Consider the following 24,945-nt stretch of genomic DNA (forward strand, 5'->3'; position numbering starts at 1 on the left):
AGGGTTGGTTATGACCAGTGGTAGCATGAGGGGTGTCACAGGGAAGCGGGCATCAAGCCCCTCATCACAGGGCTGTGAGCGTCCGCAGAATGTGCAGTCATTCAGTCCCCACGAGAATAGGGAGGCATTTCATGTCCCAGCAGACCAACGCTCAGGTCACCATCACCGGCCGCAACGTGGAGGTTCCGGAGCACTTCCAGGACCGCGTCACTGAAAAGTTGGCCAAGATCGAGCGTCTTGATCCGACCCTGACGTTCTTCCACGTGGAGCTGCAGCACGAGCCGAACCCGCGCCGCGAGTCCGAGGCTGAGCGCCTGCAGATCACCGCCACTGGTAAGGGCCACATCGCACGCGCCGAGGCTAAGGAAGATTCCTTCTACGCCGCGCTCGAAACCGCCCTGGGCAAGATGGAGCGCTCCCTGCGCAAGGTCAAGGTACGTCGCGAGAACGTGAAGTCCGGCCACCGCGCTCAGAAGGGTACTGGTGAGATTGCCGCTGAGCTGGTCGCCGAGGCTGAAGCAGCCAAGCCGGCCAAGGAAGAGCGCTACATCGACCCCTACGCAGAGACCGTCGAGGATGTTCGCCCGGGCCAGGTTGTGCGCTTCAAGGAGCACCCCGCCACCCCGATGTCTGTTGATGATGCACTCAGTGAGATGGAGCTGGTTGGCCACGACTTCTACCTCTTCATCAACGAAGAGAACAACAAGCCTTCCGTGGTCTACCGCCGCCACGCATTCGACTACGGTCTCATCTCCCTGACGGATGCTGATGCTTAAGGCCTAAGCCTCCAAGGGCCTTAGCGCCCTAACCCACAGGCTCCCTGCCCCGCAGCGCACGCGCGCAGCGGGGACAGGGAGCTTTCTTAAGTCTCTATTAACATCCATTAATCCCTGTCTGCTGAGCTTTGCGTGGGGAGGAGGCGGCCGCAAGAGGGGTGCCGGGCAGTGGCCGGATTCGCACTTTGGGTTGGGTGGCGAATCATTACAGAAAAGCTAGTGAGTACAATGGCGACGAGTTAACTTATTTGTCGCGACAAGAAGGATTATCTAGACGTGTTTGGACTTTCCAAGCTGCTCCGTGCCGGTGAGGGACGCACCGTCAAGCGCCTGGCTAAAATTGCAGATGATGTTATTGCCCTAGAAGATAAATTCGCGGCGCTGTCGGATGATGAGCTAAAGGCTAAGACTGACGAGTTTAAGAAGCGTCTGGCGGACGGCGAGAAGATGAATGACATTCTTCTCGAAGCATTTGCCACCGTGCGTGAGGCAGCCTGGCGCGTGCTCGACCAGAAGCACTACAAGGTGCAGATCATGGGCGGTGCAGCCCTGCACTTCGGCAACGTCGCCGAGATGCGCACCGGTGAGGGCAAGACCCTGACCTCCTTGCTGCCGGCCTACCTCAACGCGCTGGAGGGCAAGGGCGTGCACATCGTGACGGTCAACGATTACCTGGCCAAGCGTGACGCCGAGATGATGGGCCGTGTCCACCGCTGGCTAGGCCTTACCGTGGGCGTCATCCTTTCTGAGATGCGCCCTGCGGATCGCAAGGAAGCATATGCGTGCGATATTACGTACGGCACCAACAACGAGCTGGGCTTTGACTACCTCCGCGACAACATGGTCCGCTCGCTGAATGACACGGTCCAGCGCGGCCACAATTACTGCATCGTGGATGAGGTTGACTCCATCCTTATCGATGAGGCCCGTACCCCGCTCATTATTTCCGGTCCGGTTGACGGCTCCTCCCAGTTCTACGGCGTCTTCTCCCAGCTGGCGCCGAAGATGCGCGAAGGTATCCACTACGAGGTGGACCACAAGAAGCGCACCATCGGTGTGCTGGAGGAAGGCGTGGAATTCGTTGAGGATCAGCTGGGCATTGAGAACCTCTACGCCCCAGAGCATTCCCAGCTGGTGTCCTACCTCAACAACGCCCTGAAGGCCAAGGAGCTTTTCACCCGCGATAAGGACTACATCGTCCGCAACGGCGAGGTTCTCATCGTGGATAGCTTCACCGGCCGCGTGCTTGCTGGCCGTCGCTATAACGAGGGCATGCACCAGGCCATTGAGGCTAAGGAAGATGTGGAGATTAAGAACGAGAACCAGACTCTGGCCACCGTTACGCTCCAGAACTACTTCCGCCTGTACGAGAAGATTTCCGGCATGACCGGTACCGCAGAGACCGAGGCAGCCGAGCTGCACTCCATCTATGGTCTCGATGTGGTGCCGATTCCGACCAACAAGCCGAACCAACGTATCGATCACTCCGACCGTATCTACAAGACCCAAGAGGCGAAGTTCGCCGCGGTGGTTGATGACATTGAGGAACACGTCGCCGCAGGTCAGCCGGTGCTGGTGGGTACAACCTCTGTGGAGCGCTCCGAATACCTCTCCCAGTTGCTGAGCAAGCGCGGAATCAAGCACTCGGTGCTTAACGCCAAGCACCACGAGGAAGAGGGCCAGATTGTCGCCCGTGCCGGCCGCCCCGGCACCGTTACCGTAGCCACCAACATGGCCGGCCGTGGTACCGATATCGTGCTCGGCGGTAACCCCGAGGTCATCCTGGATGAAAAGCTGCGCGATCGCGGCCTCGATCCCTTCGAAGATGAAGAGAAGTACCAAGAGGCCTGGGACGCCGAAATCGATCGCGAAAAGGAACACTCCAAGAAGCTGGGTGACCAGGTCCGCGAGGCCGGCGGCCTGTACGTGCTGGGTACCGAGCGCCACGAGTCGCGTCGTATTGATAACCAGCTGCGCGGCCGTACCGGACGCCAGGGTGACCCGGGCGAGACCCGCTTCTACCTGTCCATGCGTGATGAGCTCATGGTGCGCTTCGTGGGCCAGTCCATGGAGAACATGATGAACCGCCTCAACGTGCCGGATGACGTGCCAATTGAGGCCAAGATGGTGTCCAACTCTATTAAGGGCGCACAGGCGCAGGTTGAGAACCAGAACTTTGAGATGCGTAAGAACGTGCTCAAGTACGACGAGGTGCTGAACGAACAGCGCAAGGTGGTTTACGCTACCCGCCACGACATCCTTGAGGCCAGCGACATCAAGGACAACATCCGCGAGATGATCGACGACACCGTGTCTGCCTACGTGGCGGGTGCTACGGCCACCGGCTATGTGGAGGACTGGAACCTCGACGAGCTGTGGAATGCCTTGGAGTCCCTGTATGGGCCGACCAAGACGCATGAGGAGCTTGTCGACGGTACCGAGTACGGCTCCGCCGGCGAAATCTCCGCCGAGCAGCTGCGCGATGCACTGGTGGCTGATGCCAACTCCGAGTACGACAAACTTGAAGAGTCCGTCAGCGCCATCGGCGGCGAGAGCCAGATGCGCAATGCAGAACGCATGATCATCTTGCCGATCATTGATCAGAAGTGGCGTGAGCACCTCTATGAGATGGACTACCTCAAGGAGGGCATTGGACTGCGTGCAATGGCACAACGTGATCCTCTGGTGGAATACCAGAAGGAGGGCGGCGACATGTTCAACGCCATGAACGAAGCTGTGAAGGAAGAAACTGTGCGCCAGTTGTTTATGTTGCGTAAACAGTTCAAGGCTCAGGAAGAGGCGAACGCCGCGGACGAGGCGGAAGCCTAGTAAATGCCAACACCACAGCGTTATTGAGCGCTGAGGTGCAGCGAGGCGCCGTGTGGGAAGTGCTCCCCGCGGCGTCTTTTTTATTGGAGGCACTTAGGTATATACTGGCAAATTAGTAATTATTATTCTTCGGAGGTTGAGTGAGTATGCGCCGCTTGTCTGTGCGAGTAGGTCTATCCGTGTTCGCATCTGCCACCCTGCTGGGTGGCGGCGCGGCTGCATCTGCTGTGGAGCTTGCTCCCGAAGAACAGTGCCAGCTCTCTTCCGTTTTGAGCTCGCATGGAGATGAATCCGCCAAAGACACGGTACTCAGCTCCCAGGACATTGTTCCCACCGAGTGTGGCGCAGTGGCCACGCCGGAAAGTGCGGAAGAAACCACCAAGAAATCACCGGTAGTGGGGGCCACGATGTTCGGCGGTATCAGTTTGGCTTTGGTGAGTGCTTCCGCTGCATTCGCGGGCATCGACTGGACGCCAATCTTGATCAAGCTGGGGTCGCTTTTCTAAACTTCCGGCTCCCCGTTGCCGTGGGGATGTATGCCGACTGAAAGCAACCGGAAGGAACTCAGGTGCCGTCCAACGGCGGCGCCGGTAAAGGCGCGTCGCGTCGATCCCATGAGCACCGAGCCGAAGAACTCGCCATTCGAGCGCGCATGCAAGCTACGCAGCGCCATCCCTCCGCGCCACTCCGAGGACGCCTGGGCCTTCCGCCAAGCGCGGACATGGTTTGCAATTTCCGGTGCAAAACGTGGGTTGTTGAGGTGGCTTAAAGGCCGCAGCGCGGCGGCAACTTCTAGAACTATGACTACAAGCCCGTGGATCTCTTTCCGCGTAGCGAGGTCACCCGCAGTAGGTTGACGCTCGTAACGGATACGCTGTGGGGCAACATACAGCTGCAAATGGCTCATCCCAGGGATGGGGGTGTACATGGGGATCGCGTCCTCTTCCGCGATAAGCGGGGCGGAGGAGTGCGCGAAGGCTAGGTTCGGGGCGGGCGCGGTGAAGGAAGGTGGACGCACGTTCATTGTGCCACGGTAGGCCTATATGCGGCCAGAGCACTGCAGTGCATAAGCCGGTGAGAGCGGGCGGGCGGTATGTTCGCTATACTTTCGGACGATAAACACAGTTCAATGCGAAGGGTAGATAATATGCGTGGACTCATCGTCGATTTTGTAGGCGTTCTTGACGGCACCGAAGAAGACGTCAAGCGCTGGCGGGATCTGTTCGCCGCCGCGAAATCAAACGGAGTTGCCACCGCAATCCTTTCCAACGATCCGGGCGGCCCGGGCGCTGAGCACATTCGTGAGTGGGAATACCGCGGCATCGTTGATGCCGTTGTGCTTTCTGGTGAGGTCGGCGCTGAGAAGCCGGAGCGCGCTGCTTTCCAAGCCGCAGCGGATGCCATTGATCTGCCGATTAATGACTGTGTCATGGTGGATGACTCCATCGTTAACGTACGTGCGGCGGTGGAAAACGGCATGGTCGGCATGCTCTACACCGTCTTCGACCGCACGAGCGTAGAGGTTCAGGCAGTCTTCGACATTGAAGGTGAGTTCTAAGTGTCGAAGGATGTGCGCGTCTTCCTGCCGGCAACCTTTTCCATGCTGGCTGAGCTCGAGGAAACCGGCCAGCTTACTGCCCGCAGCGGCTGGGGTTTTGCGCTAACCCCCGCGTTGCGCGAGTTCTACACCGAGGGTGACGAGGAAGAGATCGAATACTCCGCTTTCCTCGAAGCATCTATGGCTTCGCTGAGGCTCTTGGCTATCGGTGATGAGGAGAAGTTTCCGCACCGCCGAGTCGTCATTTCCGTCGACGTGGACGAGTCCGTGGTGACCCCGAAGCCGGACATGGGGGAACCGGTCGTGGCGCTGGATCCCGCGACCATCACGAAGGACAATCTTCAGGCCATCCACGTGGACATCGAAGAGTCCGAAGCCACTACTGCCAAGGCTATCGACGCCATCGATAACGCCGACCTTGGTGACGAAGATGCTGAGCTCGCCGTCGGTGATGCCCTGGATAATTTCATGGCCTTCTATGACCCGACTGAACTGCCTATCCTCGTGGAGCTTCTCTAAGTATTTTCTGGGCTTTCATCGCCGTGGGTTCATGCATGGTGCTAATCTGAGCCTTTATTGTCGTCGCCAGAAAAGGAGCACCACCATGAAGGCAACTCGCTTAGCTAGCCTTGTCACCGCTGCGGCCCTGAGCACCGCATCTCTCGTCTCAGTGCCAGCTGCCGGAGCTGAGGAAGCAGTAGCGCCAACAGTGCAGACTAACCAGACCGCGCAGGGGAGCTCTCTTCAAGGAACTGCTAACAACAAACCGGACCCCAGCAATCCGGACCCCGACATGGCCGTGATGCCTAAGACTCCGTGGCTGCGAATTCTTGAGGGCTCTTCGCAGGGGCCGACAGGCGTTATTATCGCCATCCTTTTCGGCATCGTGAGCATCGGTCTGGCCGCGTACAAGGAGTTCGGTGATTACCTGCCCAAGCTGGGCTAAATGCTGATAGCCTGCAGGGGTAATAGTCAGCCTGATCGAAAGGTCCCCTCAGCATGTCTTCCTCTCGTCTTCGCCGGGTAGTTGCCGTCTCTACCGTGTCTGTTGCTGTCCTAGCCAGCGGTGTCGTTGCCCCCACGGCCGGAGCCGTGACCACTTCCATCAAGGATGAAAAGTGCACCATTACCTTGAGCGAGGAGGAGGCGAGCGATCTTAAGAATGCGGAGTCGAAGGACAACGATGTCGATAGCAGCCTGCTGAAGGATGGCCTTAAGATTCTTCCCAAGGACGCCGAAAAGCGTGCACGTGACGTGGAGAATCAGTCGGAAGAGCTCTACCGTGCCCTAGCTGGCTATGAGGTAGATGCTGAACTCGGTGGTGAGGAATCCGCCAAGCGCGCCAAGAACAACATTGCGGTGGCGGAGACCTTCCGCAAGATTGCACCCGACTACGTTAAAGCTCTCAACGCCTGTGCGAAGAAAGAAGAGCTCAATAAGGAACAAGAAGGCGGTGGCAACACCTCCTCCAACATTGACACGGGCGGCGCTGTCATCCTCGGGGTTTCCGGTGGCTTGGCCGTGATCCTCATGGCTCTTCGCGCGGCAGGCCCCTACCTGAAGACCGTCCTGCCGCCGCAGCTGACGGCAATGCTCCCGATCTAAAGCCTCGGTGCCTAAAGAACGCGCAAGCCCCTTCCTTTAGGAAGCTTCGGGCTTAAGGCCCTTTGGGCCTTAAGCCCAGTCAACATTGGTGCGCAGGGACGCCAGCAGGGTGCGCACTGCATCGCGACGGCGCGCAGAAGCCGTGCCCTCTTCGATGCTTAGGTCGAGCCCGCATTCGGGGTCCGCAGGTGGCCCAGCATGCGTGCAGCCACGCGGGCAGTCCTCGATGGCTTCGGCAAGATCGTCGAAGACCTCGATGACGTTCTCCGCGTCAATGTGGGCTAAGCCGAAGGAGCGGATGCCGGGGGTATCAATGATCCAGCCGCCGTGTGGCGTGCTTCCTTCAGCGGGCAAACGCAACGCCACCGACTGCGTCGACGTGTGCCTTCCCTTACCCACGGCGGAAACCTCGCCGGTCTCCCGGTTGGCATCGGGGACAAGCCGGTTCACCAGGGTGGACTTTCCCACGCCCGAGTGGCCGATGAGAGCGGTGACGTGGCCGTCGATGGCCGCACAGACGTGCTCCAGCCCGTCGTCGACGCCAGCCTCCACCACGGTGACATCCAGATCCGCAAACTCCTGTGCAAACGGGGTGGGATCAGTGAGGTCTGTCTTCGTCAGACACAGCACCGGCTGGATATTTCCGGCAAAGGCAGCGATCAAAGCACGCTCCACGAACCCGGAGCGCGGCGGCGGATCGGCCACGGCGCTCACGATGAGTAGGCGGTCGGCGTTTGCTACCACGATGCGCTCATAAGGGTCGGTGTCATCTGCGGTGCGCCGGAGGACGGAGCGGCGCTCCTCGAGCTTCACGATGCGTGCGAGGGTGTCTTTCTTACCCGAGGTATCGCCTACGACGCCGACCCGATCACCAACCTCGACCGGAGTGCGGCCCATCTCGCGGGCGCGCATAGCGGTAACCACGGGGCCGTCGTTATCAAGCGCGACACCCCAGCGCCCGCGGTCTTTGGTGATGACCATGCCAAACTTGGCATCCTTGTGCTTCGGGCGGTCCTTCGTGCGCGGTCGCGACCCCTTTCCGGGCCGGATGCGGACGTCGGATTCGTCGTAGCTACTTGCGCGCCTAGCCACGGATCATGGCCTCCCACATATCAGCAAAGCCAGGCAGAGTCTTGGACGTGGTATCAATATCCTCGACCTGGACGCCGTCAACGGCCAATCCGATAATGGCTCCGGCTGTCGCCATGCGGTGATCCGCGTAGGAATGCCATACCCCGCCGTGGAGTGGGGCAGGGGTGATGCGGAGGCCGTCGTCAAGCTCGGTGACGTTGCCACCAAGGGCGTTGATCTCCGCAGCGAGAGCCGCCAGGCGGTCCGTCTCGTGGCCACGCAGGTGTGCGATGCCAGTCAGCGTCGATGGCGTTGAGGCCAGAGCACACAGCGCAGCCACGGTGGGGGTGAGCTCACCGATATCGCCCATGTCGAGGTCGATGCCGCGCAGGCTGCGCGGGCCTTCCTGCGGGCCGGTCACCTTTAAGTAAGACGCCTCGCCGGGAGCCTGGGGGACATACTCGACCTTCGCGCCCATCTGCTCCAGGATGCCTCGGAAGGCGTCACCCGGCTGGTGGGTTTCCTCCGGCCAGTTCGGAATGCTCACGCTGCCGCCAGAGACGGCGGCAGCGGCAAGGAACGGAGTGGCATTGGAAAGATCCGGTTCAATGCGCCACTCACGGCCCTCAATCTCACCATGGTGCACGTCCCAGGTGTCCTTGCCCACCTCGACGCGGACACCGGCTTCGCGCAGCATACTGACGGTCATCAAGATGTGTGGCTGGGAGGGCACTGTGCCGCCTTCGTGGCGCACGCTTAGTCCCTTGCGGTAGCGTGCTCCGGCCAGGAGCAGACCGGAGACGAACTGGGAGGAGGCGGAGGCATCGATGGTGACCTCGCCGCCCTCCGGAACGCCGTGGAGGGTGATGGTCAGCGGCAGGCTGTCGCCCACAATGTCCACGCCCAGCTCACGCAGAGCCGCGGTCATCGTGGACATAGGGCGCTTGCGGGCATATGGGTCACCGTTGATGACAACGGGGCCATCCGCTAGCGCTGCCACCGGTGGTAAAAAGCGCATAATTGTGCCGGCCAGGCCGCAATCTACCTTCGCTCCATGCAGCTTTCCGGGAGTCACATGAAGATGCGGGCCTTGTTCGGAGATACCCACGCCCATGGCCTGCAAGGCCTCCTTCATCAGGTTGGTATCGCGGGAGACCAGCGGGTTATAGACGATAGACGGGGAGTCAGCCAGCGCAGCAAGGATGAGGGCGCGGTTGGTCATCGATTTTGACCCGGGGAGGTTTTGCGTCCAGGACAAGGGCCCAGACGGTTGGGGTGCGCTCCAGAAATCAGACATGTAGTCCATAATAAAGGGCATGTGCGGAAGATTTGTTCTGTTCACCGAGTCCCTACTGGAGGAAGTAGGCGCGTGGGGGTCCATCACGGAGGTCCACGCGCCGGAAGGCTTGCCACCGGCGCGGTATAACATCGCCCCAACCCAGCCCATCGCCATCGTCCGAACCGAGGAGCATACCGCTCGCGTGGAGCCCGCACGCTGGGGGCTGATTCCGCACTGGAAAAAAGATCTGGACGGCCCGCCGCTATTCAACGCACGCGCGGAGACCGTGGCGGAGAAGCCCTCCTTCCGCGATGCCTTCAAGGCACAGCGCTGCGTCATCCCGCTGGACGGCTATTACGAGTGGAAGGCCGGGGAGGACAAGAAATCCAAGAAGCAGCCCTATTACGTCACCGGCCCTAATGGCCTGCTGTGGGCAGCAGGGCTGTGGGCCACGGGTATGGATAGGCTGTCGGCCACGATGGTGACTACGGATGCCACGGAGGAGATGGCATGGCTGCACCACCGTCTGCCCAAGTTTTTGACCACGGAGGAAATCGCGCCCTGGCTGGCGGGGGAGGCGCTTCTGGAGCCGAGCACCGTGCGGGGCTTTCAGGCACGCCCCGCGGACCCGGCGGTGGGTAATGTGCGCAACGACTACGCAGAGCTTATCGACGAACCACCGTCAACCACCCTGTTCTAGCTACTCAGTCCTAGCGTGTGAGTGTTAGGCGACCGGCTAACGCCGGTGGAATCTGCCAGACATGTGGTTGGATACTGGCATGGATAGAAGGCATATTGTCGACCGATTGTCGGATGCTCGCATGCAACCGTTTTTGGATGAGTGTGGCGGGAACTGTAAGCGCGCGCTGGCGTTATATGGATGGCATGCAGAGTTATCGTCTGCTGTTAAAGATGTTTTGGCGTTAACAGAAATCTTTCTGAGAAACGCAATTGACAAGGAATTGCTTGCTTGGAACGCCCGTAATAATGGTCCTCAAAGCTGGCTACTTGATCCGCCTCCTCGCCCCTTGCGTTCGATTGTCGGCTCCCAGAGGGAAACGGCGATTAGGCGTGCACAAGCAGCGGTAGATTGCCGTCCTTCATCTCATCCTCGTCACGGTTGTGCTATCACTCATGATGATGTGCTTTCCCATACGACTTTCGGTCTTTGGCGTACGCTACTACCGAATCATCACCCTAACGCTAATCACGCTGCACCCGAGAATGTAGGACGACAAGTTTTATGGAATCAGGCTATTAAGTCTGCGTTCCCTAATGTGACCGACCCCGACGGATCGATTACGTATTGGAACGTATCGCACTGTAACGATTTGCGTAATAAAGTCGCTCACATGGACAGTCTTCTGAATGTGAACGTGATTGTCGAATCGCGGAGAGCGTTTGAATTGATTGATTCGATGGATCACCAAATTGCAACGTGGGTGTCGTCCCGAAGCCAGGTATCAAAGGTATTTAATAAGCGTCCTGGTCAATAAAAAAGAGCCATCTGGCGCATACGTCCAGAAGACCCTTTTTAGTCATAGCAAGGGACCATGTCCTTACTTTCTGACTCTGACTATAGGTGGCACGTCCCCGTGATGTCAAGATTTTTGACTAGTACGGCTATTTCACTGCCGTAAACGTCCAAAAAGCCACTAGACATCACAGTTCTAGCGCGTGAGGTTTAGGCGGCGAGCACGTCAGCGAAGGAAAGGTCGAGCACACGAGGGAGATCCTCCGGGTTCATCTCGATGTCGAGGCCACGTCTGCCGCCGGAGAAAAAGATGGTGTCGAAAAGCAGCGCCGTTTCATCAACCACTGTCGGGAGGATGTGCTTGTGTCCCAGCGGGGAGATGCCGCCGGGGATGTAGCCGGAGGATTTGGAGGCGTCGGCAGGCGCGGCCATCGTGGCCTTAGAAGCGCCGAAGGCAGCGGCGGCCTTCTTTAGGCTGAGCTGGTTGGTAACCGGAAGGACGCACACGGCGAGCTGGCGCTTGGGGCCTTTGCCGGCGCTCAGATCAATGACGAGGGTTTTGAAGATGCGCTCAGGCTCGACATCGAGCGCCGCCGCGGCTGCGTCGCCGAAGTGCTCGCGGCCACCGTCGAAGGTGGAGACACTGTGGTCGATTCCTGCCTCTTCGAGGATTTTGAGAGCGGGGGTAGCGGCGTGCGGGGTCTTCTTGGCCATAGAATCCACCCTAGTCCGGAGCGCTAGGATGGTGAGCATGGCCACCGAAACGACGAGCGAGACGCTTCAGAAACAGCGATTGTTTGAGGAGCAAGCCTTGCCCTTGCTGGATCAACTGTATGGCGGAGCGATGCGCCTAACGCGCAACCCCCAGGATGCAGAGGATCTCATCCAGGAGACCTACCTCAAGGCCTATAGCAATTTTGATTCCTTCAAACAGGGGACGAATCTCAAGGCCTGGCTGTATCGCATCATGACGAATACCTACATCAACTCCTACCGGAAGGCCAAGCGCCGTCCGCTGGAATCCTCAGCGGATGAGCTGAGCGACTTTCAGCTGTATACCACGGCCGGGCATGACTCCACGGGCTTGGAATCGGCGGAGGTCGAGGCCCTCAAGCAGATGCCGGACTCGGAGATTTCCGAGGCCATGAATGACCTACCGGAGGACTACCGCATGGTGGTGTACTACGCGGATGTAGTGGGCCTGGCCTATAAGGAAATCGCGGATGTGATGGGTACACCGTTGGGAACGGTGATGAGCCGCCTCCACCGCGGAAGAAAACTGCTTCGCGCGGCGTTGAAGGACGTAGCACGAGAAAAAGGCATTGGTCGCAACCACCCAGAGATGGAGGAGAAGTAATGGAACGCGCAACAGGACGCAATTGCGGTGCGTGTAACTCTCCGGAGGTTGAAGCGCTCTTTAGGGAACTGTTCGATGAATCGACGAGCTACGCGCGGGCTATGGCAATCCGCGAGCATCTTGCGCAGTGCGATGCCTGCCAGCAACGCCTTGAGAGCGAGGAAGTAGTTCGAGCACTCGTACGCAAGTGCTGTGGGGGACAGGCCGCGCCGCAGTCGCTGCGCCAGCGCATTAGCGTGCAGATTACGAGGACTGAAATTACCTGGGGATAAGCAAAGGGCTCGTTCCCGCCCACGGTGGTGGGGTGAGGAACGAGCCCTGAATGCTGACGTTATGCGTTAGGACGCTTGCCGCGGTTAGCGGACTTCTTGCGGCGATCCTTGCGCTTACGGCCACGCTTGCTCATCGCGTACTCCTTCTGTTAAGGGTAAATGAACTTATTCAACTGTAGCGGCAGGGTATGCCTGGGTGTTAATCGGGGGTGTGTCTGTTTAGGCAGATACACGGGCACGGCCGCGGCTGCGGTTGCGGCGCTTGATAGCGCGGCGCTCCTCCTCAGAAAGGCCGCCCCACACGCCGGCATCCTGGCCGGACTCGAGGGCCCACCTGAGGCAGGAAGAGGCAACTGGGCAGCGGTTGCAGACCAGCTTGGCCTTAGCGATCTGGGTGAGTGCGGGGCCGGAGTTACCGACAGGGAAGAAGAGCTCCGGGTCCTCGTCGCGGCAAACGGCTTCGTGGCGCCAATCCATGATTGAAATCTCCTAACAAATTTTTGACAGCAGTGGGCGAAGTAGGCGCACCAAGGGCAGTCCACGGTGGTGAACTGAACTGAGTGCTACTGGGTGTAAGTGGACTGGTCTGCGGTCAGTGGGGCCCTGTCTCGAGTTAGGGCCAGCGTCGACGCCGCCGTGGTTCACTTTCTGTTAACTCGAAGGATTCTCCGAGTTAAGAACTGATTTAACAGCTCGTTGTTTTTGCTACCTGAGAATAATGACACGTTTACTCAAAGTCCGCTAGGGGTAAAGGGCGAAAAGTGTCCAACGTCACTAAATAAATTCTTCCAATTTGCACTTTTCTAATGGGTGGGCGGCTGTAAGAAGCCTGTCAGTAGTTCCCCTACCTGCGGCGACGGGGAGATTGGGGTGAGTGTGGTGACCTGGATCGCGTCAAATCCATCAACCTCCTCGCTGCCCCCGAAAACACAGCAGGAGGAAAGTCGAAGCTGAGTACAGGACGTGCGAGTACTGCGGCAATTGAATTGGGCAATTGAATTGGCAGTGGGTGAAGCTTTGGCGTGGAGACTGCCTAAACCATGGGGCAGGGAAGTAGACTAAACGCCCGTGAATAAGAAGAAGAACCAGCCCTCAACGACACCTGACCGAGCTGCCGAAAACCGTGCACCGCGTACGGTGATGGCGGCTGCCGGCATCGCCGTGGTCCAATCCATCGCGGTTATCATTTTCGGCATCTTCCTCATAGTCCGTGAGGTTGCTGGCGCTGAGAACGGCTCCATGGTGTCTGATTCCGGCGCATCGAGCTTCGTGGGCCTGGGCACTGCCATCTTCATCTTTATCGTGTTTGGCTTTGTCATCGTCGGCTCGTGGGCCTTCGTCAAAGGCAAACGCTGGGGCCGCGGAGCCATCGTGCTGGTGGAATTCATCCTGGGCGCCATGGCTTTTCAGATGTTTAGCGGCGGCTCAGCGCTGCTAGGCATCGTGACCTTGGCAAGCGCCGGGCTCGTCCTATACCTGCTTATGGCGCGGCCCGAGACGGCGCAGTGGGCTGAAAGCCACTTTTAGTAGGGCACGCCTAGGCGGCGGTGAGCGCCACAGCGGTGTCGCCGCGCTGCTCAACGATGACCGTGCCCGCTAGCGTTAGCGAAATCGGGCCGGAATAGCCGTCACGGTCAACGGGGATGGTCTTCTCGGTTTTCCCGGTAGACCAGTTCACCACGTCGATCCCCTCCTCAGTGGGGACGAGTAGGCGTTCGTCGACTGCGACGCCGGTTCCCACCGCTTGCTCGAGAATGTGATCCACCTTGAGCTCGGTAGGGGTAAAGAGATAGAGACGCTCGCCGTCGAACCACGACATGTGGTGCGGCAGGTCCGCAATCGCGGGCGCAAAGGGGGACGCGGCGTTGGTGATGGACTTCGAAGGCTCAACGTCCGTGGAAGACAGTGTTTCACCTTCAAAGCTATAAGAAACGATGCGCGGTGAATCGCCAGGGAGGAAGACTGCGGCCGCCTCCTGGCCGTAGGCGATGAGGCGCGCACCAGGGTCCTCAATTTCGATGTCCTTTGTAATTTCCGGAGAACGGGAATCCTCAGGGGTGGTATTTTGAATGCGCAGCCAGGTGGAGTCCGGGGAATCTGGGCAGGTTTCGGTGACACCCAGTGTTTCGGTGCGGGTCAGCGCTGAGGTGATGGCGCAGTCCTCGTGGGGCTGGAGGTTTGGCTCCTGTTTGGCGTCGACATCACCGTACTCAACCGAGCGCACGAGATCCGAGCGCCAGAGTTCTACGCGCTCTGCGGAAACGGTGCCCACGCGGTCATTCGACATGATGGGGACCACCTCCTCGGAATTGCGGGCGCTGCGGGTATCGGAGTATTGGCCGGTGGCGGCATCGATCGCCACTACATCGCCGCAACCATTGCCTGCGTCATAGGAAGCCACAATTTTGTTCCACGCTGTGGTGAGCGAACACAGGTCGGCATCGCGGCGTTGATAGGTCCACACTTCGTCGCCGGAGGCGTTCGAGGCGCTGAGCATATCGCCGTCATGGGTGATTAACAGGCCGTTTGAGGACACCGCGCGAGCCTGTCCCGGCACGAGAGTATTGGGAAGGCTGAAGGCTTCGGTGAGGGAGCTCGGGATGGCATCGAGAAGCGCCGGTTCATCGCCGGACGCGGCGTCCACCGCCGGGGTGAGCTCCGCCTTATGAATGGGTGCGGTGATGACCGCGCCGCCGATGGCGATGGCGCAGACCGCACTGATGGCGCCCACGGCAATCCAGTCCGCCTTCGTGGAGCGCAGAATGGGAGCCTTCTTCGACGAGTCGACCTTTGCCCGGGCCTTATCCAGCTGGGCTTCCTGGGTGTGCTCGGTGCTCATCGATGCCCTCCTTGACGGGGATTGCGTTTGCGGGAACGGGTGCGGCGAGAGGCGCGGGCGGAAGCCGCCGAGGAACGCGAGGAGCCGCCACGCGGCGATTCCCCGCGCGAGCCCGAACGCTTCGCTGCGCCCAGCACCTTGGTGGGCGGACCAACGGTGTCAGAAACGCCCTCGGGAATATCGAGCGCTTGCGCAAGCTCAGGAGAGGTGCTGAACCACTGTGGCGGCTCGGGCTGGTCCAGAGAAAGCTCATCGTTGATAACCTGCCATTTGCTCAGCTCATCGTAGCCAACGAGCGTTACCGCCGTGCCGGTGTGGCCAGCGCGGCCGGTGCGGCCAATGCGGTGGACAAAGGTCATGGGGTCATCCGGCACCTGATAGTTGATGACATGGGTGACATCATCGACGTCGATGCCGCGAGCAGCAACATCCGTGGCCACCAGAATCTCCACGGTGCCTTCGCGGAAAGCCGAGAGCGAGCGCTCGCGAGCCTTTTGATCCAAATCGCCGTGGACCGCGCCCACGCTAAAGCCGCGCTGCGCCAGCTCGTCTGCGACGGCGGCTGCCGAGCGCTTGGTGCGCGTGAAAATGATGGTGCGCCCGCGGCCTTCTGCCTGCAGGATCTTTCCCAAGACCGCGATCTTGTCCATGCGGTGTGCCTGGAAGGTGACCTTGCGCGTGGAGGAGTGGGTCTGTTGGGCATCGCCGGACTCGGCGCGAATGTGGACCGGCTTGGTGAGGAAGGTGCGGGCCAGCGTCACGATGGGCCCGGGCATGGTGGCGGAAAAGAGCATGGTCTGGTGCGGGTTGCCGTGCAGGAGGGAGAGAATCTTCTCAATATCCGGCAGGAAGCCCAAGTCCAGCATCTCATCGGCCTCATCCAGAACCAGAACGCTGACCTGCTCGAAGGACAGGTGCTTCTTCTGGCAGAGATCGAGCAGGCGGCCCGGAGTGCCCACGACGACGTCCGCGCCCCTCTTGATTTGTGTGATTTGCTCTTCATAGGGGCGCCCGCCGCACAGGGTGACGATGCTGAGCGGAAGATTGGCGGCAGCAACCTTGAGGTCCCCGCTGACCTGGATGGCCAGCTCACGGGTCGGCGCGATGACCAGCGCGCGGGGAGTGCCGTCGAGCTCCGGGATGTCGGCGTCATCGAAAACGCGATCCAGCAACGGCACACCGAAACCATAGGTTTTGCCCATGCCGGTGCGCGCTTGGCCAATGAGGTCGTGGCCATTCAGGGCGATGGGCAGGGTGAGCTCTTGGATGGCGAAGGTGTGCGTAATCCCGTTCTCAGCGAGGGCATCACAGATCTCTACGGCGACGCCGAGCTCGGCAAAGGTAGGGGATTCACGGGAATCGCGGGATGATTTCGGGGCAAGCACACCTTGATAGTAGAGGACGTGGCTATAGTGGGGCCATTAGAGCGCCGGGGGCGCAGGCCTCACGGCACAGACTAAAGAACACGATTTAAGGGAGTAGACACCACATGGACATCAAGTTTGGCTTCGCCGATACCGCCCGCGAACTGGTCATTCACGCGGATGGTGAGCGAGAAGAGCTGACCCAGACCATCAACAACGCCTTGGGGGAGAACTCCACTCTCGAATTGAAGGACACCAAGGGCCGCACCTATATCGTGCGGACCGAGCGTGTGGTCTACGTGGAAATCGGCACCGTGCGCGCCCACACCGTTGGATTCGCAGGCTAAGTACGCGCTCGCTGCCTCAGCGGGTAGCCTAAATGGCCATGGATAATCCCGCGGAACTTAAGCAGCGCCCACAGTTCGTCTCGGCGGTGGAGCGTTTCGCTCGCGAGTACGGCTGGTGGCGAGTGGTGGCGATCCCCGTCATGGTCGTCATCACGGTGTGGGTGCTGGTTGATGTTTTTCGTTCCCCAGCCCAGGATGCGGAGGTGTCGGCGGCAGGGGAGACGTCGGCAAGCACTGCGGCTGCTGACGCACCCTCCCCCAAGGGGCCTGATCCCGCCAATGCCAGTGCAGTTGCCGCGGCCAAGGATGGCTTGCCCGCCGGCGGTGACTTTACCGAGCAGGGGGATGAAACCTACCGCGATGCAGGGCCGTCCTCCATGCATGCGGGCAAGGGCGGGAAGCAAACCATCCGCTTTTCCGTCGAGATTGAAAATGGCATCGACACCTCCGCATATGGTGGTGACAGTGCTGTCGTAGCGCTGGTCGACGCCACCCTGGCCGATCCCCGCGGGTGGACCGCCAACGGCGACTTTGAGTTCATCCACGTCAAGGCTGATGACAATCCCGATACGCACATCCGCCTCACCTCGCTGGGGACTACGGCGAAGTTGTGCGGCGCGCAGTTGGAATCAGAAACCTCGTGCCATACCACCATTACCGGGGAGTCCACGGTGAACCTCAACGAATCGCGCTGGGTGCGCGGTGCGGCGCCGTTTGAGGGGGACTTGGGCAACTACCGCCAGTACCTGATCAACCATGAATTTGGCCATGCCATTGGTTTTGCGTCCCACCAGCCCTGTGGCGGGGACGGTAAACTCGCGCCGGTCATGATGCAGCAAACGCTGAGCTTGAACAACGCCAAGCTTTTTGAGAAGGAACCCAACGAGGTTTATCCGGACGAGGACGTTACGTGCGAGCCGAACCCGTGGCCCTACCCGAACCCGGCTAATTCTGATCACGCTAAGCCCGAGTAGGTCGCCCCAAACCTAAGGATTATTTTCCCATGCCATTGCCACCTGAGCCCGTTCTTGCCGCTTTCAACGCCGAATTTCACCCGCGCCGAACACAGGGTGAGCTTGTGGGCCCTGCGTGGGATAACGGGATCCGCGTGGGCGATATTGTCTTCGCCGAGGCTCGGCCGTGGACTGGCTGGTCCGCCAAGGTGCGCGAGAAGCTCAGTCTGCCGGGAGCGCGCATTGCCCGCCCGGTGCTGACGGCGGATGGGCGCTACACGGCTGCCGGGTGGAAGGCCACGCAGTTCGTGGAGGGGCAGTTGCGCGGGCGCATTGATGAGACTGCCCAGTTGGCGCTGCGGCTCGATGAGGCCCTAGCGCTGGCGCCATTGCCCACGCTGGATAGGCGCGAAGATGTTTTTGCGCGGGCGGAGAGGGCTGCCTGGGAGGAGAGCGGTGAGGCCTATTCCGATACTGAGCTTGCAGGGCTTCCGCTGGTCACCGCGCACGTGGATGTCCTGGGGACCACGGTGTTCTCCGGGGCTAACCCGCCGGCGCTGACTGATATTGTGCCTTCCGCGGCCCCGCGCCCGGCGGGCTGGTCCGCCGCGGTGGTCATGGTGGATGGCCTCATTGCGGGGGCGGTGGACGATGAGATTTGTGCTCGCTTTGCGTCAGTGCCCGGTATACAGCAGTTGCTCTTGCGTGCTGTGGCATACCGCCGTTACGTCAATATCCTGCACCCGCGGTCAAAGGCGACCGTGCGTTCGAACATCGAAAGGGTAGAAGCGGCCCTCGTGTCCGCAACATCTGACAGACTGTAGGGCGTGAAGTACAGCAGCGAATCCCCCACACGTACCGGCGTCACGCTTCCCCCCTCGCCGGATGTCCGCCTTATTCCCCGAAGACGTCGTGCTGCCTCGCGCACGTGGGACGTGCCATTGCCGCAACAGGGCACGTGGAGAGTCCTGGGAGCGGCGGGATCGGGAGTATCGAGCCTGCTTATCGACGTTGTCTTGGCACAACTGAACGCCGGCGCCGATGCCTCCGGCATCCTTGTCGTTGCCCCGTCCAAGGAATCCGGCTCGTTGCTGCGCCGCGAGTTAGCTGAAAACCTCGATGACTACGCCGCGCAGACCTCGATGGTGCGCTCGGTACACTCGCTGGCTTTTGCGCTCCTGCGCCAAGGCAGCGAGGAAGAGCTGCGCCTCATTACCGGTGCTGAGCAGGATGCGGTGATCCGTGAATTGCTCCAGGGGCATGCTGCCGATGGCAGGGGCGCGTGGCCGGAGGAGATGCGCCCAGCCCTTGAGTACGTGGGGTTTGCGCGCCAACTGCGTGACCTGTTGCTGCGCTCCATCGAACGCGGCCTGGGGCCTTCAGATTTGGAGGAGCTGGGACAGCGCTACTCCCGGCCCATGTGGGCGGCAGCGGGCGAGTTCCTGCGCGAATATGAGCGCACCCAGGCGCTGGCGGGTTCGCATTCCTACTCCGCTGCGGAGCTGGTTAGCCAGGTTCTTCTGCGCCCGGAGCTGCTGCGTGAGCATCCATGGCACACCATCGTGGTTGATGATGCCCAGCTGCTGGACCCGACCTCAGGGCAATTGATTGCTGAGCTGGCGAAGACCGCTCGACTCACAGTGATTGGTGGTGACCCCGACCAAGCGGTCTTTGCCTTCCGCGGTGCCAACTCGGAATTCCTCACCACTTGGGAGGCAGAGAACGAGCTGCGTCTGAGCTCTACGCACCGCACGCCTTCCCCGGCGTGCGTCAGCGTTGTGGATTCCCGCGGTACTTTGCGTGATGTTGTGGCTAATACGGTTCGCCGCCGCCACCTCGAAGACGGGGTGCAATGGCGCGATATCGCGGTGATAGTGCGCTCCACCGGGGATATTGGTCCCGCCCGTCGCACACTGCTTAGCGCTGGCGTGCCGGTACATATCAATCCCACGGACGTCGTGCTTGCTGAGCAGCGCTTGGTCAAAGCAGTGCTCCTGGCGTTGCGCGCCTTGGAGAATGAACTCGATCCTGCAGAGCTCGAGGACCTGATTACTGGGCCTGTCGGTGGAGCTGACCCGGTAACATTGCGCCGACTCATCCGCGGCCTGCGCCGTTGGAAGCCGGAGCAGCGCGGAATGGAATCGCTGCGTGAGCTGCTGGACGGTGAGTTGCCGGACTTCAATAACCTTCTCACGGAGCGCGAGGAAGCGATTCTGGCGCGCATTCGCGGGGTGCTGTCTGCTGGGCGTGCGGCCCTGCGTGCGGGAGCTGCCGTTGAGGAAGTCCTCTGGGAGGTGTGGCAGGCCACCGGTTTGGACACGCGCCTGCAGGCAGCGGCTCTGCGCGGTGGTGCCGCGGGCTCCCAGGCAGATCGCGACCTGGATGCGATGATGGCGCTGTTCGACGCTGCCGGTGATTACGCCGAGCGCCGTCCGGCGGCATCGTTGGAATCCTTCATCTTGCACATCACGGAGCAGGAGCTGCCTACTGGCGTGCGCGACCGCCGCGCGGCCTTGCCCGATGCTGTAGAGATCCTCACTGCGCACGGCGCGGTGGGGCGCGAGTGGGACACCGTCATTGTGGCGGGCGTTCAAGAGGGCACATGGCCCTCGGTGGGGGAGACCGGCTCCCTCTTTGGACAAGAAGACCTCATTGATCTCATCGACCGCGACATTACGCCCGGCACACCGGTGAGCCACGTGTCCGGGCGCTTAGCGGAGGAGCGCCGCCTCTTCCACGTGGCTACCACCCGCCACTTGAGCCGCCTGCTCATCGTGGCGGTGGATTCGCCGGAGGGCGATGTGGTGGAGGAACCCTCCCGCTTCATCGACGAATTCCTTTCTGCACGCGGAGTCGATGTTCCCGGTGCACAAGCGCGCCGGGAGGCCGGCCAGCGCTTGGCGCGCCAGGCCTGGCCGCGCGAGTTGGGCCTCGAGGTTCCGGATCCGAGCCCGGTCACACTGCACAGCGGTTCACGTGGTGATGAGGAAGTGGATCCCCTCGATGTCTCGGTGTTGTCAGTGCCTTCCTTCGTGGCGCAGCTACGCCGCTGCGCTACCGATCCGGAAACCGGAGAGGCGGAGCGCTCCCAAGCGGTACGGCAGTTGGCACGCTTGGCAAAGGCTGGGGTCCCAGGGGCGCATCCGGATCACTGGTGGGCCGCGCGCGGCGTGGCCTCCGAGCTTCCGCTGCGTGGTTCGAGCACAGTATCGCCGTCCCGGGTCGATGCCCTGCTCACATGCCCGCTCAACGCCGTGTTGGGGCAGCTGGTGGAAGATGATTCCTCGAACATCAACCTCGTGCGGGGCAACCTGGCGCATGCCTTCTTGGAGGCTTTAGGCCGCGGCGCGGCCGCTGAGCCTGCGAAGCAGCTGGTGCTCGATGCCTTCGACGCGCTCCTCGAAGGCCCCGCGTGGCACCGGGAGGCTGAGCGTGCAGACTTTGAACGCCTCATCGACCGCACCCATGGCTGGGTGCTCTCGAGTTCAGTCTCGCTCGAGCCCGTGGGCGTCGAGGTCCCCGTCACCGTGGATATCGGTCCTGATGTCACCATCCGTGGGTTCATCGACCGGCTGGCAAAAGCCGGCGAGGACTATGTTGTGGTGGATCTCAAGACGGGGACAAAAGTCCCGTCGGCGACCAGTGCCCAGGACAACACTCAGCTCATGACGTATCAGTTGGCGCTAGCACACGGCCAGCTCGTCGGGGCTGCAGCAGAACCAGGTAGCGAATCTCATGACGTGTCCATCCGGACCGGTGATGGCCTGTCGCGAGGCGGTGGTGTTCTGGTGTTCCCGCGGTCGAGCGCTGCCTCCGTGCCCACCCGAGAACAAGCCACCAAGCCCCCAGAAGAGCTTGCGGAATTTGCACAAATGCTGCCCGCACTCGTGGCTGAGCTGCGCGGACCGGATCTGACCGCGCGCGAGAATGCCGATTGTGATCGCTGCCCAATTCGCTCTATTTGCCCCGTGATGAATGAAGGAGGTCTGGTGACCAATGCCTAAGAATCCGGCTCAACACTTCAGCTCTGAGGAGCTTGCTGCCGCGCTGGGCAAGCCTTTTCCTCCCACCCCGGAACAGGCCGCTGTTATCGATGGTCCGCTCGGTCCGAAACTCGTCGTGGCCGGCGCCGGCGCCGGTAAGACGGAAACGATGGCCTCACGCGTGGTCTCGCTCGTGGCGAATGGTCTGGTGCGGCCGGAGCAGGTCCTCGGCCTCACCTTTACCCGCAAGGCCGCCCAGCAACTAGAGCAACGCATCCGCCGCCAGCTGTTGACGCTGCGTTCTTCTGGAATCCTTGCCCCAGGCAGCCCAGCGGCTGAGGCCGTGGAGAATATCGCCCCCAACGTGTCCACGTATGACTCCTATGCAGGCGATCTCGTCCGCGAGTATGGCTTGCTCATGCCAGTGGAGCCGAATGCCCGCATCATCACGGAGGCGGAACGCTATGCCATCGCCCACGAGGTGGTCAGCAACTACACGGGCTCGCTGAGCACCGATAACGCGGTGGCCACGGTGACCGCGACCTTGCTCAAGCTCGCGGAAACGATGGACGGGGAGCTCAAGGATCCGCAGGATCTCTATGAGCACGAGGACATCTTCCGAAAGACCGCTGAGGATCTAGAAAAGAGCAACCGGACTAAAGGTGAGTTCGGCAAAGACTTGCAGAAGTACTTGGATATCCAGCGCCTGCGCTTGGAGTACCTGCCCTTGGTGGAAGCTCTCAAGAAAGAGCAAGCGGAGCGCGGGGTGATCACCTTCGGTGAGCAGATGTCCATCGCCGCCACCCTGGCCAAAAAGTTCCCGCTTTTGGGTGAGCAACAAAGCGCGCGCTACCGCGTCATCATGTTGGATGAGTACCAGGACACCTCCCACGCGCAGCGCATCCTATTGCGCTCCCTCTTTGGTGGCGAGCGCGAGGGACTATCTGTTACTGCGGTTGGTGATCCCATGCAGTCCATCTATGGCTGGCGTGGCGCGACGGCCGAAAACCTGGAGGCTTTTGTCACGGACTTTCCGCAGCCTGATGGCACCCCGGCGCCGAAGGATCAGCTCACTACCTCTTGGCGCAACCCTTCGGCGGTGCTGGGGCTGGCCAATGACGTGGCTTCGGAGCTCTTCTCCTCAAGCCCCGGCGAGCGCCCCGTGGATGAGCTGTCGCCCAAGCCCACGGCACCGGCTGGCACGGTTGAGCTGGGTTACTTCGCATCTGAGGACGAGGAGCGCGCCTTCATCGCTGAGCACCTTCGTCAGCTCTATGAGTCCACGCCGGAAGGCGAGGATTTCAGCGCCGCCGTGCTCGTGCGCACCAATAGGCAATCGCCTTTGATCGCCGCCGCCTTGGATGAGGCTGGCGTGCCTAATGAGATCTTCGGCCTGGGTGGCCTGCTCTGGCAGCCAGAGATCCAAGACCTCGTGGCGGTGGCTACGCTCTTGGTGCGTCCACAGGACAGCGCGGCGGCACTGCGTGTGCTGACCGGTCCGATGTGCGGCTTGGGCATCGCCGATATCCAGGCGCTGCATTCGCGTCAGCGTAACCTGGCAGGCGCCACCGAGGGCCGCATGCGGTGGGAGGGCGGTGATCCTTTGGAGCACCTGGCTATCCAGGTCGAGGAGATCACTGCGGAGGGCCCGGACCAGGTGCTGGGGCTTGCCGACGCCCTCGCAGACCTCGGCGAGCGCGATCGCTACAGCGCGGAAGGCTTAGAACGCATGGAGGAGGTCTCCTCCAAGCTGCGTTACTTGCGCACCTATTCCCTGGGGAAGTCATTGAATGACATCATCGCCGACATTGAGCTGCTCTTCGGCCTGCGCACCGAAGTCCTCGCTTCCGGTAAGGCTGGTGGGACTACGCACCTCGACGCTTTCGCTGACTTCGTCGCGGGCTTCCACGGGGATGGCCTGGCGGGCCTCTTGGACTACCTTGAGCTGGCGAAGGAGAAGGAAGATGGACTCGAGCTGGGAGAGGTCCCGCTTGTGCGCAACCGCGTGCAGATCATGACGGTGCACAAGGCCAAGGGCTTGGAATGGGAGCACGTCTGCGTGGCACATGCGGATTCCTCGAGCTACAAGGCGCAGGCGGAAACCTTCCTGACCAAGATCGAGAAGGCCCCGGGCGATGAGGACGTCATTGATGTCCCCGAGGATGCGGTGACACGCACCGACTTCGACAAGGCGTGCACAGCATTCAAAGAACTAAACCGCGAGTTCCAAGCAGAGGAAGCAGCTCGTCTTTTCTATGTGGCCATGACCCGTACCGAGTCCACGTTGACGGTGACGGGCTCCGGCACCAACAGGATGAAGGGAAAGAATAAGAAGGGACCCTATTCCTACCTGCAGTTGCTGGCGGATAAGCACCCAGATCTGGTGGTCCATTGGGAGGTCCCCGAGGTTCCGGAAGAAGAAGCGGAAGGCGCGGTTAAAGAGGCGTCTTTCCCCTCGCTGACCCCGCAAGCGGAAGCGCTGAAAGCAGCAGACGCGGTGCGCGCGGCGATGGAAGACTTACCGGCGCTGCGTGATGGCGAAGTCTTTGGGCTCTGGGAGCAGGAGGCGAGTGCACTCATCGAAGAACACAAGGCCCTTCAAGCCCCCGTGGTCGATGTTGAACTGCCTGGCGAGCTGACGGCCTCCGACATGGTGGCTATGTCGGCGGATCCCACTCAATTCGCACGCCGCCAGCGTCGCCCCATTCCCTTCAAGCCCAATTCCTATGCCAAGCGCGGCACAGCTTTCCATGCCTGGCTGGAGGATCGTTTCGGTTCTCCAGCCTTGCTGGGGGAGGACGAGCTGCCAGGCTCGCACGACGAACCGGACCATGACTTGGAATCCCTCAAGGAGTCTTTCTTGGCCTCCGAGTGGGCACAGCGCACTCCCGCTTATGTCGAGGCCCCCTTCGAGATCACCATTGGGGACTCGGTTGTCCGCGGCCGCATGGACGCGGTGTTCCAGCAGCCGGATGGCTCCTGGCTCATCGTGGACTGGAAGACCGGCCGCCGCCCGCAGGGCGCCGCATTGGCCTCGGCGCAGATTCAGCTGGCTGTATACGCAGAAGCATGGCGGCGCATCCACGGCGTGGAGACCGTCCGCGCGGCGTTCTTCTACGTGCATGAGAATTATCTCTTGGAGCCGGATGACTTGCCCACCGGAGCACGGTTGGCTGAGCTTTTAAGCTCCGCAGTTTCCACGCCACCGGGGTTGAGTCTAAGGTAGTCTCACGAGGAA

Annotated in this window: 25 protein-coding genes; 17 read left to right on the plus strand and 8 right to left on the minus strand. The window is 60.8% G+C overall.

Annotated elements, in window-relative coordinates; genetic code table 11:
• The first annotated feature begins 131 nt into the window (after positions 1-131).
• The 3 genes from hpf (at position 132) to HMPREF2604_RS09835 (ending at position 4,111) form a co-directional block, all read left to right on the plus strand.
• Positions 132-776: a ribosome hibernation-promoting factor, HPF/YfiA family gene (hpf, locus tag HMPREF2604_RS09825; RefSeq protein ID WP_070522571.1), complete on the plus strand. Its 645-nt coding sequence runs from the start codon at positions 132-134 to the stop codon at positions 774-776.
• Between the two features lie 276 nt (positions 777-1,052).
• Complete coding sequence (secA, locus tag HMPREF2604_RS09830) at positions 1,053-3,605, plus strand: preprotein translocase subunit SecA (RefSeq protein WP_070522573.1); 2,553 nt, start codon at positions 1,053-1,055, stop codon at positions 3,603-3,605.
• A 179-nt stretch (positions 3,606-3,784) separates the two neighbouring features.
• The gene (locus HMPREF2604_RS09835) at positions 3,785-4,111 is read left to right on the plus strand and encodes a hypothetical protein (RefSeq protein WP_246818413.1); all 327 of its coding nucleotides are present in this window, start codon (positions 3,785-3,787) and stop codon (positions 4,109-4,111) included.
• On the opposite strand, the gene HMPREF2604_RS09840 is transcribed toward HMPREF2604_RS09835, so the two are convergent.
• The gene (locus HMPREF2604_RS09840) at positions 4,108-4,629 is read right to left on the minus strand and encodes a hypothetical protein (protein WP_246818414.1); all 522 of its coding nucleotides are present in this window, start codon (positions 4,627-4,629) and stop codon (positions 4,108-4,110) included. The two genes, HMPREF2604_RS09835 and HMPREF2604_RS09840, sit on opposite strands and share 4 nt — an antisense overlap.
• A 123-nt stretch (positions 4,630-4,752) precedes the next feature.
• Here HMPREF2604_RS09840 and HMPREF2604_RS09845 point away from each other — a divergent pair, with 123 nt between their 5' ends.
• From HMPREF2604_RS09845 to HMPREF2604_RS09860, 4 genes are all read left to right on the plus strand, one after another.
• Positions 4,753-5,163, plus strand: coding sequence for an HAD-IA family hydrolase (locus tag HMPREF2604_RS09845; RefSeq protein ID WP_070522579.1), 411 nt, complete (start codon positions 4,753-4,755; stop codon positions 5,161-5,163).
• Between the two features lie 12 nt (positions 5,164-5,175).
• A complete protein-coding gene (locus HMPREF2604_RS09850) occupies positions 5,176-5,682 on the plus strand; it encodes a DUF6912 family protein (RefSeq protein ID WP_186312152.1) in 507 nt (168 codons plus the stop codon).
• A gap of 85 nt (positions 5,683-5,767) precedes the next feature.
• Complete coding sequence (locus tag HMPREF2604_RS09855) at positions 5,768-6,109, plus strand: hypothetical protein (protein ID WP_070530835.1); 342 nt, start codon at positions 5,768-5,770, stop codon at positions 6,107-6,109.
• A gap of 53 nt (positions 6,110-6,162) precedes the next feature.
• A complete protein-coding gene (locus HMPREF2604_RS09860) occupies positions 6,163-6,768 on the plus strand; it encodes a hypothetical protein (protein WP_070530833.1) in 606 nt (201 codons plus the stop codon).
• A gap of 69 nt (positions 6,769-6,837) precedes the next feature.
• Here HMPREF2604_RS09860 and rsgA read toward each other — a convergent pair whose 3' ends face one another.
• Together rsgA and aroA are read right to left on the minus strand one after the other, a co-directional pair.
• Positions 6,838-7,860, minus strand: a complete 1,023-nt coding sequence (gene rsgA / locus HMPREF2604_RS09865; protein ID WP_070530831.1) for a ribosome small subunit-dependent GTPase A — start codon at positions 7,858-7,860, stop codon at positions 6,838-6,840.
• Positions 7,853-9,157, minus strand: a complete 1,305-nt coding sequence (aroA, locus tag HMPREF2604_RS09870) for a 3-phosphoshikimate 1-carboxyvinyltransferase (protein ID WP_070564905.1) — start codon at positions 9,155-9,157, stop codon at positions 7,853-7,855. The genes rsgA and aroA overlap by 8 nt, the downstream gene beginning before the upstream one ends.
• Here aroA and HMPREF2604_RS09875 point away from each other — a divergent pair.
• Both HMPREF2604_RS09875 and HMPREF2604_RS13735 read left to right on the plus strand, forming a co-directional pair.
• Positions 9,156-9,818 (plus strand): SOS response-associated peptidase, encoded by a 663-nt coding sequence (locus HMPREF2604_RS09875; protein WP_070564908.1) that lies wholly within the window; start codon positions 9,156-9,158, stop codon positions 9,816-9,818. The genes aroA and HMPREF2604_RS09875 overlap by 2 nt on opposite strands.
• A gap of 121 nt (positions 9,819-9,939) precedes the next feature.
• Entirely contained in the window at positions 9,940-10,614 is a 675-nt protein-coding gene (locus tag HMPREF2604_RS13735) for a hypothetical protein (RefSeq protein ID WP_210384680.1), read from the plus strand.
• A gap of 188 nt (positions 10,615-10,802) precedes the next feature.
• Here HMPREF2604_RS13735 and ybaK read toward each other — a convergent pair whose 3' ends face one another.
• The gene (ybaK, locus tag HMPREF2604_RS09880) at positions 10,803-11,306 is read right to left on the minus strand and encodes a Cys-tRNA(Pro) deacylase (RefSeq protein ID WP_070564910.1); all 504 of its coding nucleotides are present in this window, start codon (positions 11,304-11,306) and stop codon (positions 10,803-10,805) included.
• Between the two features lie 37 nt (positions 11,307-11,343).
• On the opposite strand from ybaK, the gene HMPREF2604_RS09885 reads away from it, so the two are divergent.
• Complete coding sequence (locus HMPREF2604_RS09885) at positions 11,344-11,949, plus strand: sigma-70 family RNA polymerase sigma factor (RefSeq protein WP_070564913.1); 606 nt, start codon at positions 11,344-11,346, stop codon at positions 11,947-11,949.
• Positions 11,949-12,221: a mycothiol system anti-sigma-R factor gene (gene rsrA / locus HMPREF2604_RS09890; RefSeq protein WP_070520186.1), complete on the plus strand. Its 273-nt coding sequence runs from the start codon at positions 11,949-11,951 to the stop codon at positions 12,219-12,221. The genes HMPREF2604_RS09885 and rsrA overlap by 1 nt, the downstream gene beginning before the upstream one ends.
• 59 nt (positions 12,222-12,280) lie before the next feature.
• On the opposite strand, the gene HMPREF2604_RS14545 is transcribed toward rsrA, so the two are convergent.
• Together HMPREF2604_RS14545 and HMPREF2604_RS09895 are read right to left on the minus strand one after the other, a co-directional pair.
• Positions 12,281-12,355 (minus strand): 50S ribosomal protein bL37, encoded by a 75-nt coding sequence (locus HMPREF2604_RS14545; protein WP_100227335.1) that lies wholly within the window; start codon positions 12,353-12,355, stop codon positions 12,281-12,283.
• Between the two features lie 85 nt (positions 12,356-12,440).
• Positions 12,441-12,698, minus strand: a complete 258-nt coding sequence (locus HMPREF2604_RS09895) for a WhiB family transcriptional regulator (protein WP_070564916.1) — start codon at positions 12,696-12,698, stop codon at positions 12,441-12,443.
• 591 nt (positions 12,699-13,289) lie between these two features.
• Between HMPREF2604_RS09895 and HMPREF2604_RS09900 the strand changes: the two genes are divergently transcribed.
• Positions 13,290-13,748 carry a hypothetical protein gene (locus HMPREF2604_RS09900; protein WP_070564918.1) on the plus strand — a complete coding sequence of 153 codons (459 nt, stop codon included), beginning with the start codon at positions 13,290-13,292 and terminating at the stop codon, positions 13,746-13,748.
• A 10-nt stretch (positions 13,749-13,758) separates the two neighbouring features.
• Here HMPREF2604_RS09900 and HMPREF2604_RS09905 read toward each other — a convergent pair whose 3' ends face one another.
• On the minus strand, positions 13,759-15,060 hold the full coding sequence (locus HMPREF2604_RS09905) for an Rv3212 family protein (RefSeq protein WP_070564920.1): 1,302 nt from the start codon (positions 15,058-15,060) through the stop codon (positions 13,759-13,761).
• Positions 15,057-16,445, minus strand: a complete 1,389-nt coding sequence (locus HMPREF2604_RS09910) for a DEAD/DEAH box helicase (RefSeq protein WP_070564923.1) — start codon at positions 16,443-16,445, stop codon at positions 15,057-15,059. The genes HMPREF2604_RS09905 and HMPREF2604_RS09910 overlap by 4 nt, the downstream gene beginning before the upstream one ends.
• 104 nt (positions 16,446-16,549) lie before the next feature.
• Between HMPREF2604_RS09910 and HMPREF2604_RS09915 the strand changes: the two genes are divergently transcribed.
• Genes HMPREF2604_RS09915 through HMPREF2604_RS09935 form a run of 5 tightly spaced genes read left to right on the plus strand, consistent with a single transcriptional unit; the run spans position 16,550 to position 24,933 of the window.
• Entirely contained in the window at positions 16,550-16,771 is a 222-nt protein-coding gene (locus HMPREF2604_RS09915; protein WP_070520196.1) for a DUF3107 domain-containing protein, read from the plus strand.
• Between the two features lie 32 nt (positions 16,772-16,803).
• The gene (locus tag HMPREF2604_RS09920; protein WP_070564926.1) at positions 16,804-17,745 is read left to right on the plus strand and encodes a DUF3152 domain-containing protein; all 942 of its coding nucleotides are present in this window, start codon (positions 16,804-16,806) and stop codon (positions 17,743-17,745) included.
• Positions 17,746-17,774: 29 nt separating this feature from the next.
• Positions 17,775-18,548: a hypothetical protein gene (locus HMPREF2604_RS09925; protein ID WP_070564929.1), complete on the plus strand. Its 774-nt coding sequence runs from the start codon at positions 17,775-17,777 to the stop codon at positions 18,546-18,548.
• A 3-nt stretch (positions 18,549-18,551) separates the two neighbouring features.
• Positions 18,552-21,728 (plus strand): ATP-dependent helicase, encoded by a 3,177-nt coding sequence (locus HMPREF2604_RS09930; protein WP_246818415.1) that lies wholly within the window; start codon positions 18,552-18,554, stop codon positions 21,726-21,728.
• Positions 21,721-24,933, plus strand: coding sequence for an ATP-dependent helicase (locus tag HMPREF2604_RS09935; RefSeq protein WP_070564932.1), 3,213 nt, complete (start codon positions 21,721-21,723; stop codon positions 24,931-24,933). The genes HMPREF2604_RS09930 and HMPREF2604_RS09935 overlap by 8 nt, the downstream gene beginning before the upstream one ends.
• Positions 24,934-24,945 lie beyond the last annotated feature (12 nt).

This window comes from Corynebacterium sp. HMSC055A01 (assembly GCF_001809405.1).
GTDB lineage: Bacteria > Actinomycetota > Actinomycetes > Mycobacteriales > Mycobacteriaceae > Corynebacterium > Corynebacterium hesseae.

Excerpts from the sequence above, each read along its gene's own strand:
- ybaK (WP_070564910.1), bottom strand. The coding sequence starts at position 11,306 with ATGGCCAAGAAGACCCCGCACGCCGCTACCCCCGCTCTCAAAATCCTC.
- HMPREF2604_RS09895 (WP_070564916.1), bottom strand. The coding sequence starts at position 12,698 with ATGGATTGGCGCCACGAAGCCGTTTGCCGCGACGAGGACCCGGAGCTC.
- HMPREF2604_RS09855 (WP_070530835.1), top strand. The coding sequence starts at position 5,768 with ATGAAGGCAACTCGCTTAGCTAGCCTTGTCACCGCTGCGGCCCTGAGC.
- HMPREF2604_RS09935 (WP_070564932.1), top strand. The coding sequence starts at position 21,721 with ATGCCTAAGAATCCGGCTCAACACTTCAGCTCTGAGGAGCTTGCTGCC.
- HMPREF2604_RS09905 (WP_070564920.1), bottom strand. The coding sequence starts at position 15,060 with ATGAGCACCGAGCACACCCAGGAAGCCCAGCTGGATAAGGCCCGGGCA.
- HMPREF2604_RS09885 (WP_070564913.1), top strand. The coding sequence starts at position 11,344 with ATGGCCACCGAAACGACGAGCGAGACGCTTCAGAAACAGCGATTGTTT.
- rsrA (WP_070520186.1), top strand. The coding sequence starts at position 11,949 with ATGGAACGCGCAACAGGACGCAATTGCGGTGCGTGTAACTCTCCGGAG.
- HMPREF2604_RS09875 (WP_070564908.1), top strand. The coding sequence starts at position 9,156 with ATGTGCGGAAGATTTGTTCTGTTCACCGAGTCCCTACTGGAGGAAGTA.
- hpf (WP_070522571.1), top strand. The coding sequence starts at position 132 with ATGTCCCAGCAGACCAACGCTCAGGTCACCATCACCGGCCGCAACGTG.
- HMPREF2604_RS09840 (WP_246818414.1), bottom strand. The coding sequence starts at position 4,629 with ATGAACGTGCGTCCACCTTCCTTCACCGCGCCCGCCCCGAACCTAGCC.
- HMPREF2604_RS09925 (WP_070564929.1), top strand. The coding sequence starts at position 17,775 with ATGCCATTGCCACCTGAGCCCGTTCTTGCCGCTTTCAACGCCGAATTT.
- HMPREF2604_RS13735 (WP_210384680.1), top strand. The coding sequence starts at position 9,940 with ATGCAACCGTTTTTGGATGAGTGTGGCGGGAACTGTAAGCGCGCGCTG.
- aroA (WP_070564905.1), bottom strand. The coding sequence starts at position 9,157 with ATGCCCTTTATTATGGACTACATGTCTGATTTCTGGAGCGCACCCCAA.
- HMPREF2604_RS09860 (WP_070530833.1), top strand. The coding sequence starts at position 6,163 with ATGTCTTCCTCTCGTCTTCGCCGGGTAGTTGCCGTCTCTACCGTGTCT.
- HMPREF2604_RS09915 (WP_070520196.1), top strand. The coding sequence starts at position 16,550 with ATGGACATCAAGTTTGGCTTCGCCGATACCGCCCGCGAACTGGTCATT.
- HMPREF2604_RS09845 (WP_070522579.1), top strand. The coding sequence starts at position 4,753 with ATGCGTGGACTCATCGTCGATTTTGTAGGCGTTCTTGACGGCACCGAA.
- HMPREF2604_RS09920 (WP_070564926.1), top strand. The coding sequence starts at position 16,804 with ATGGCCATGGATAATCCCGCGGAACTTAAGCAGCGCCCACAGTTCGTC.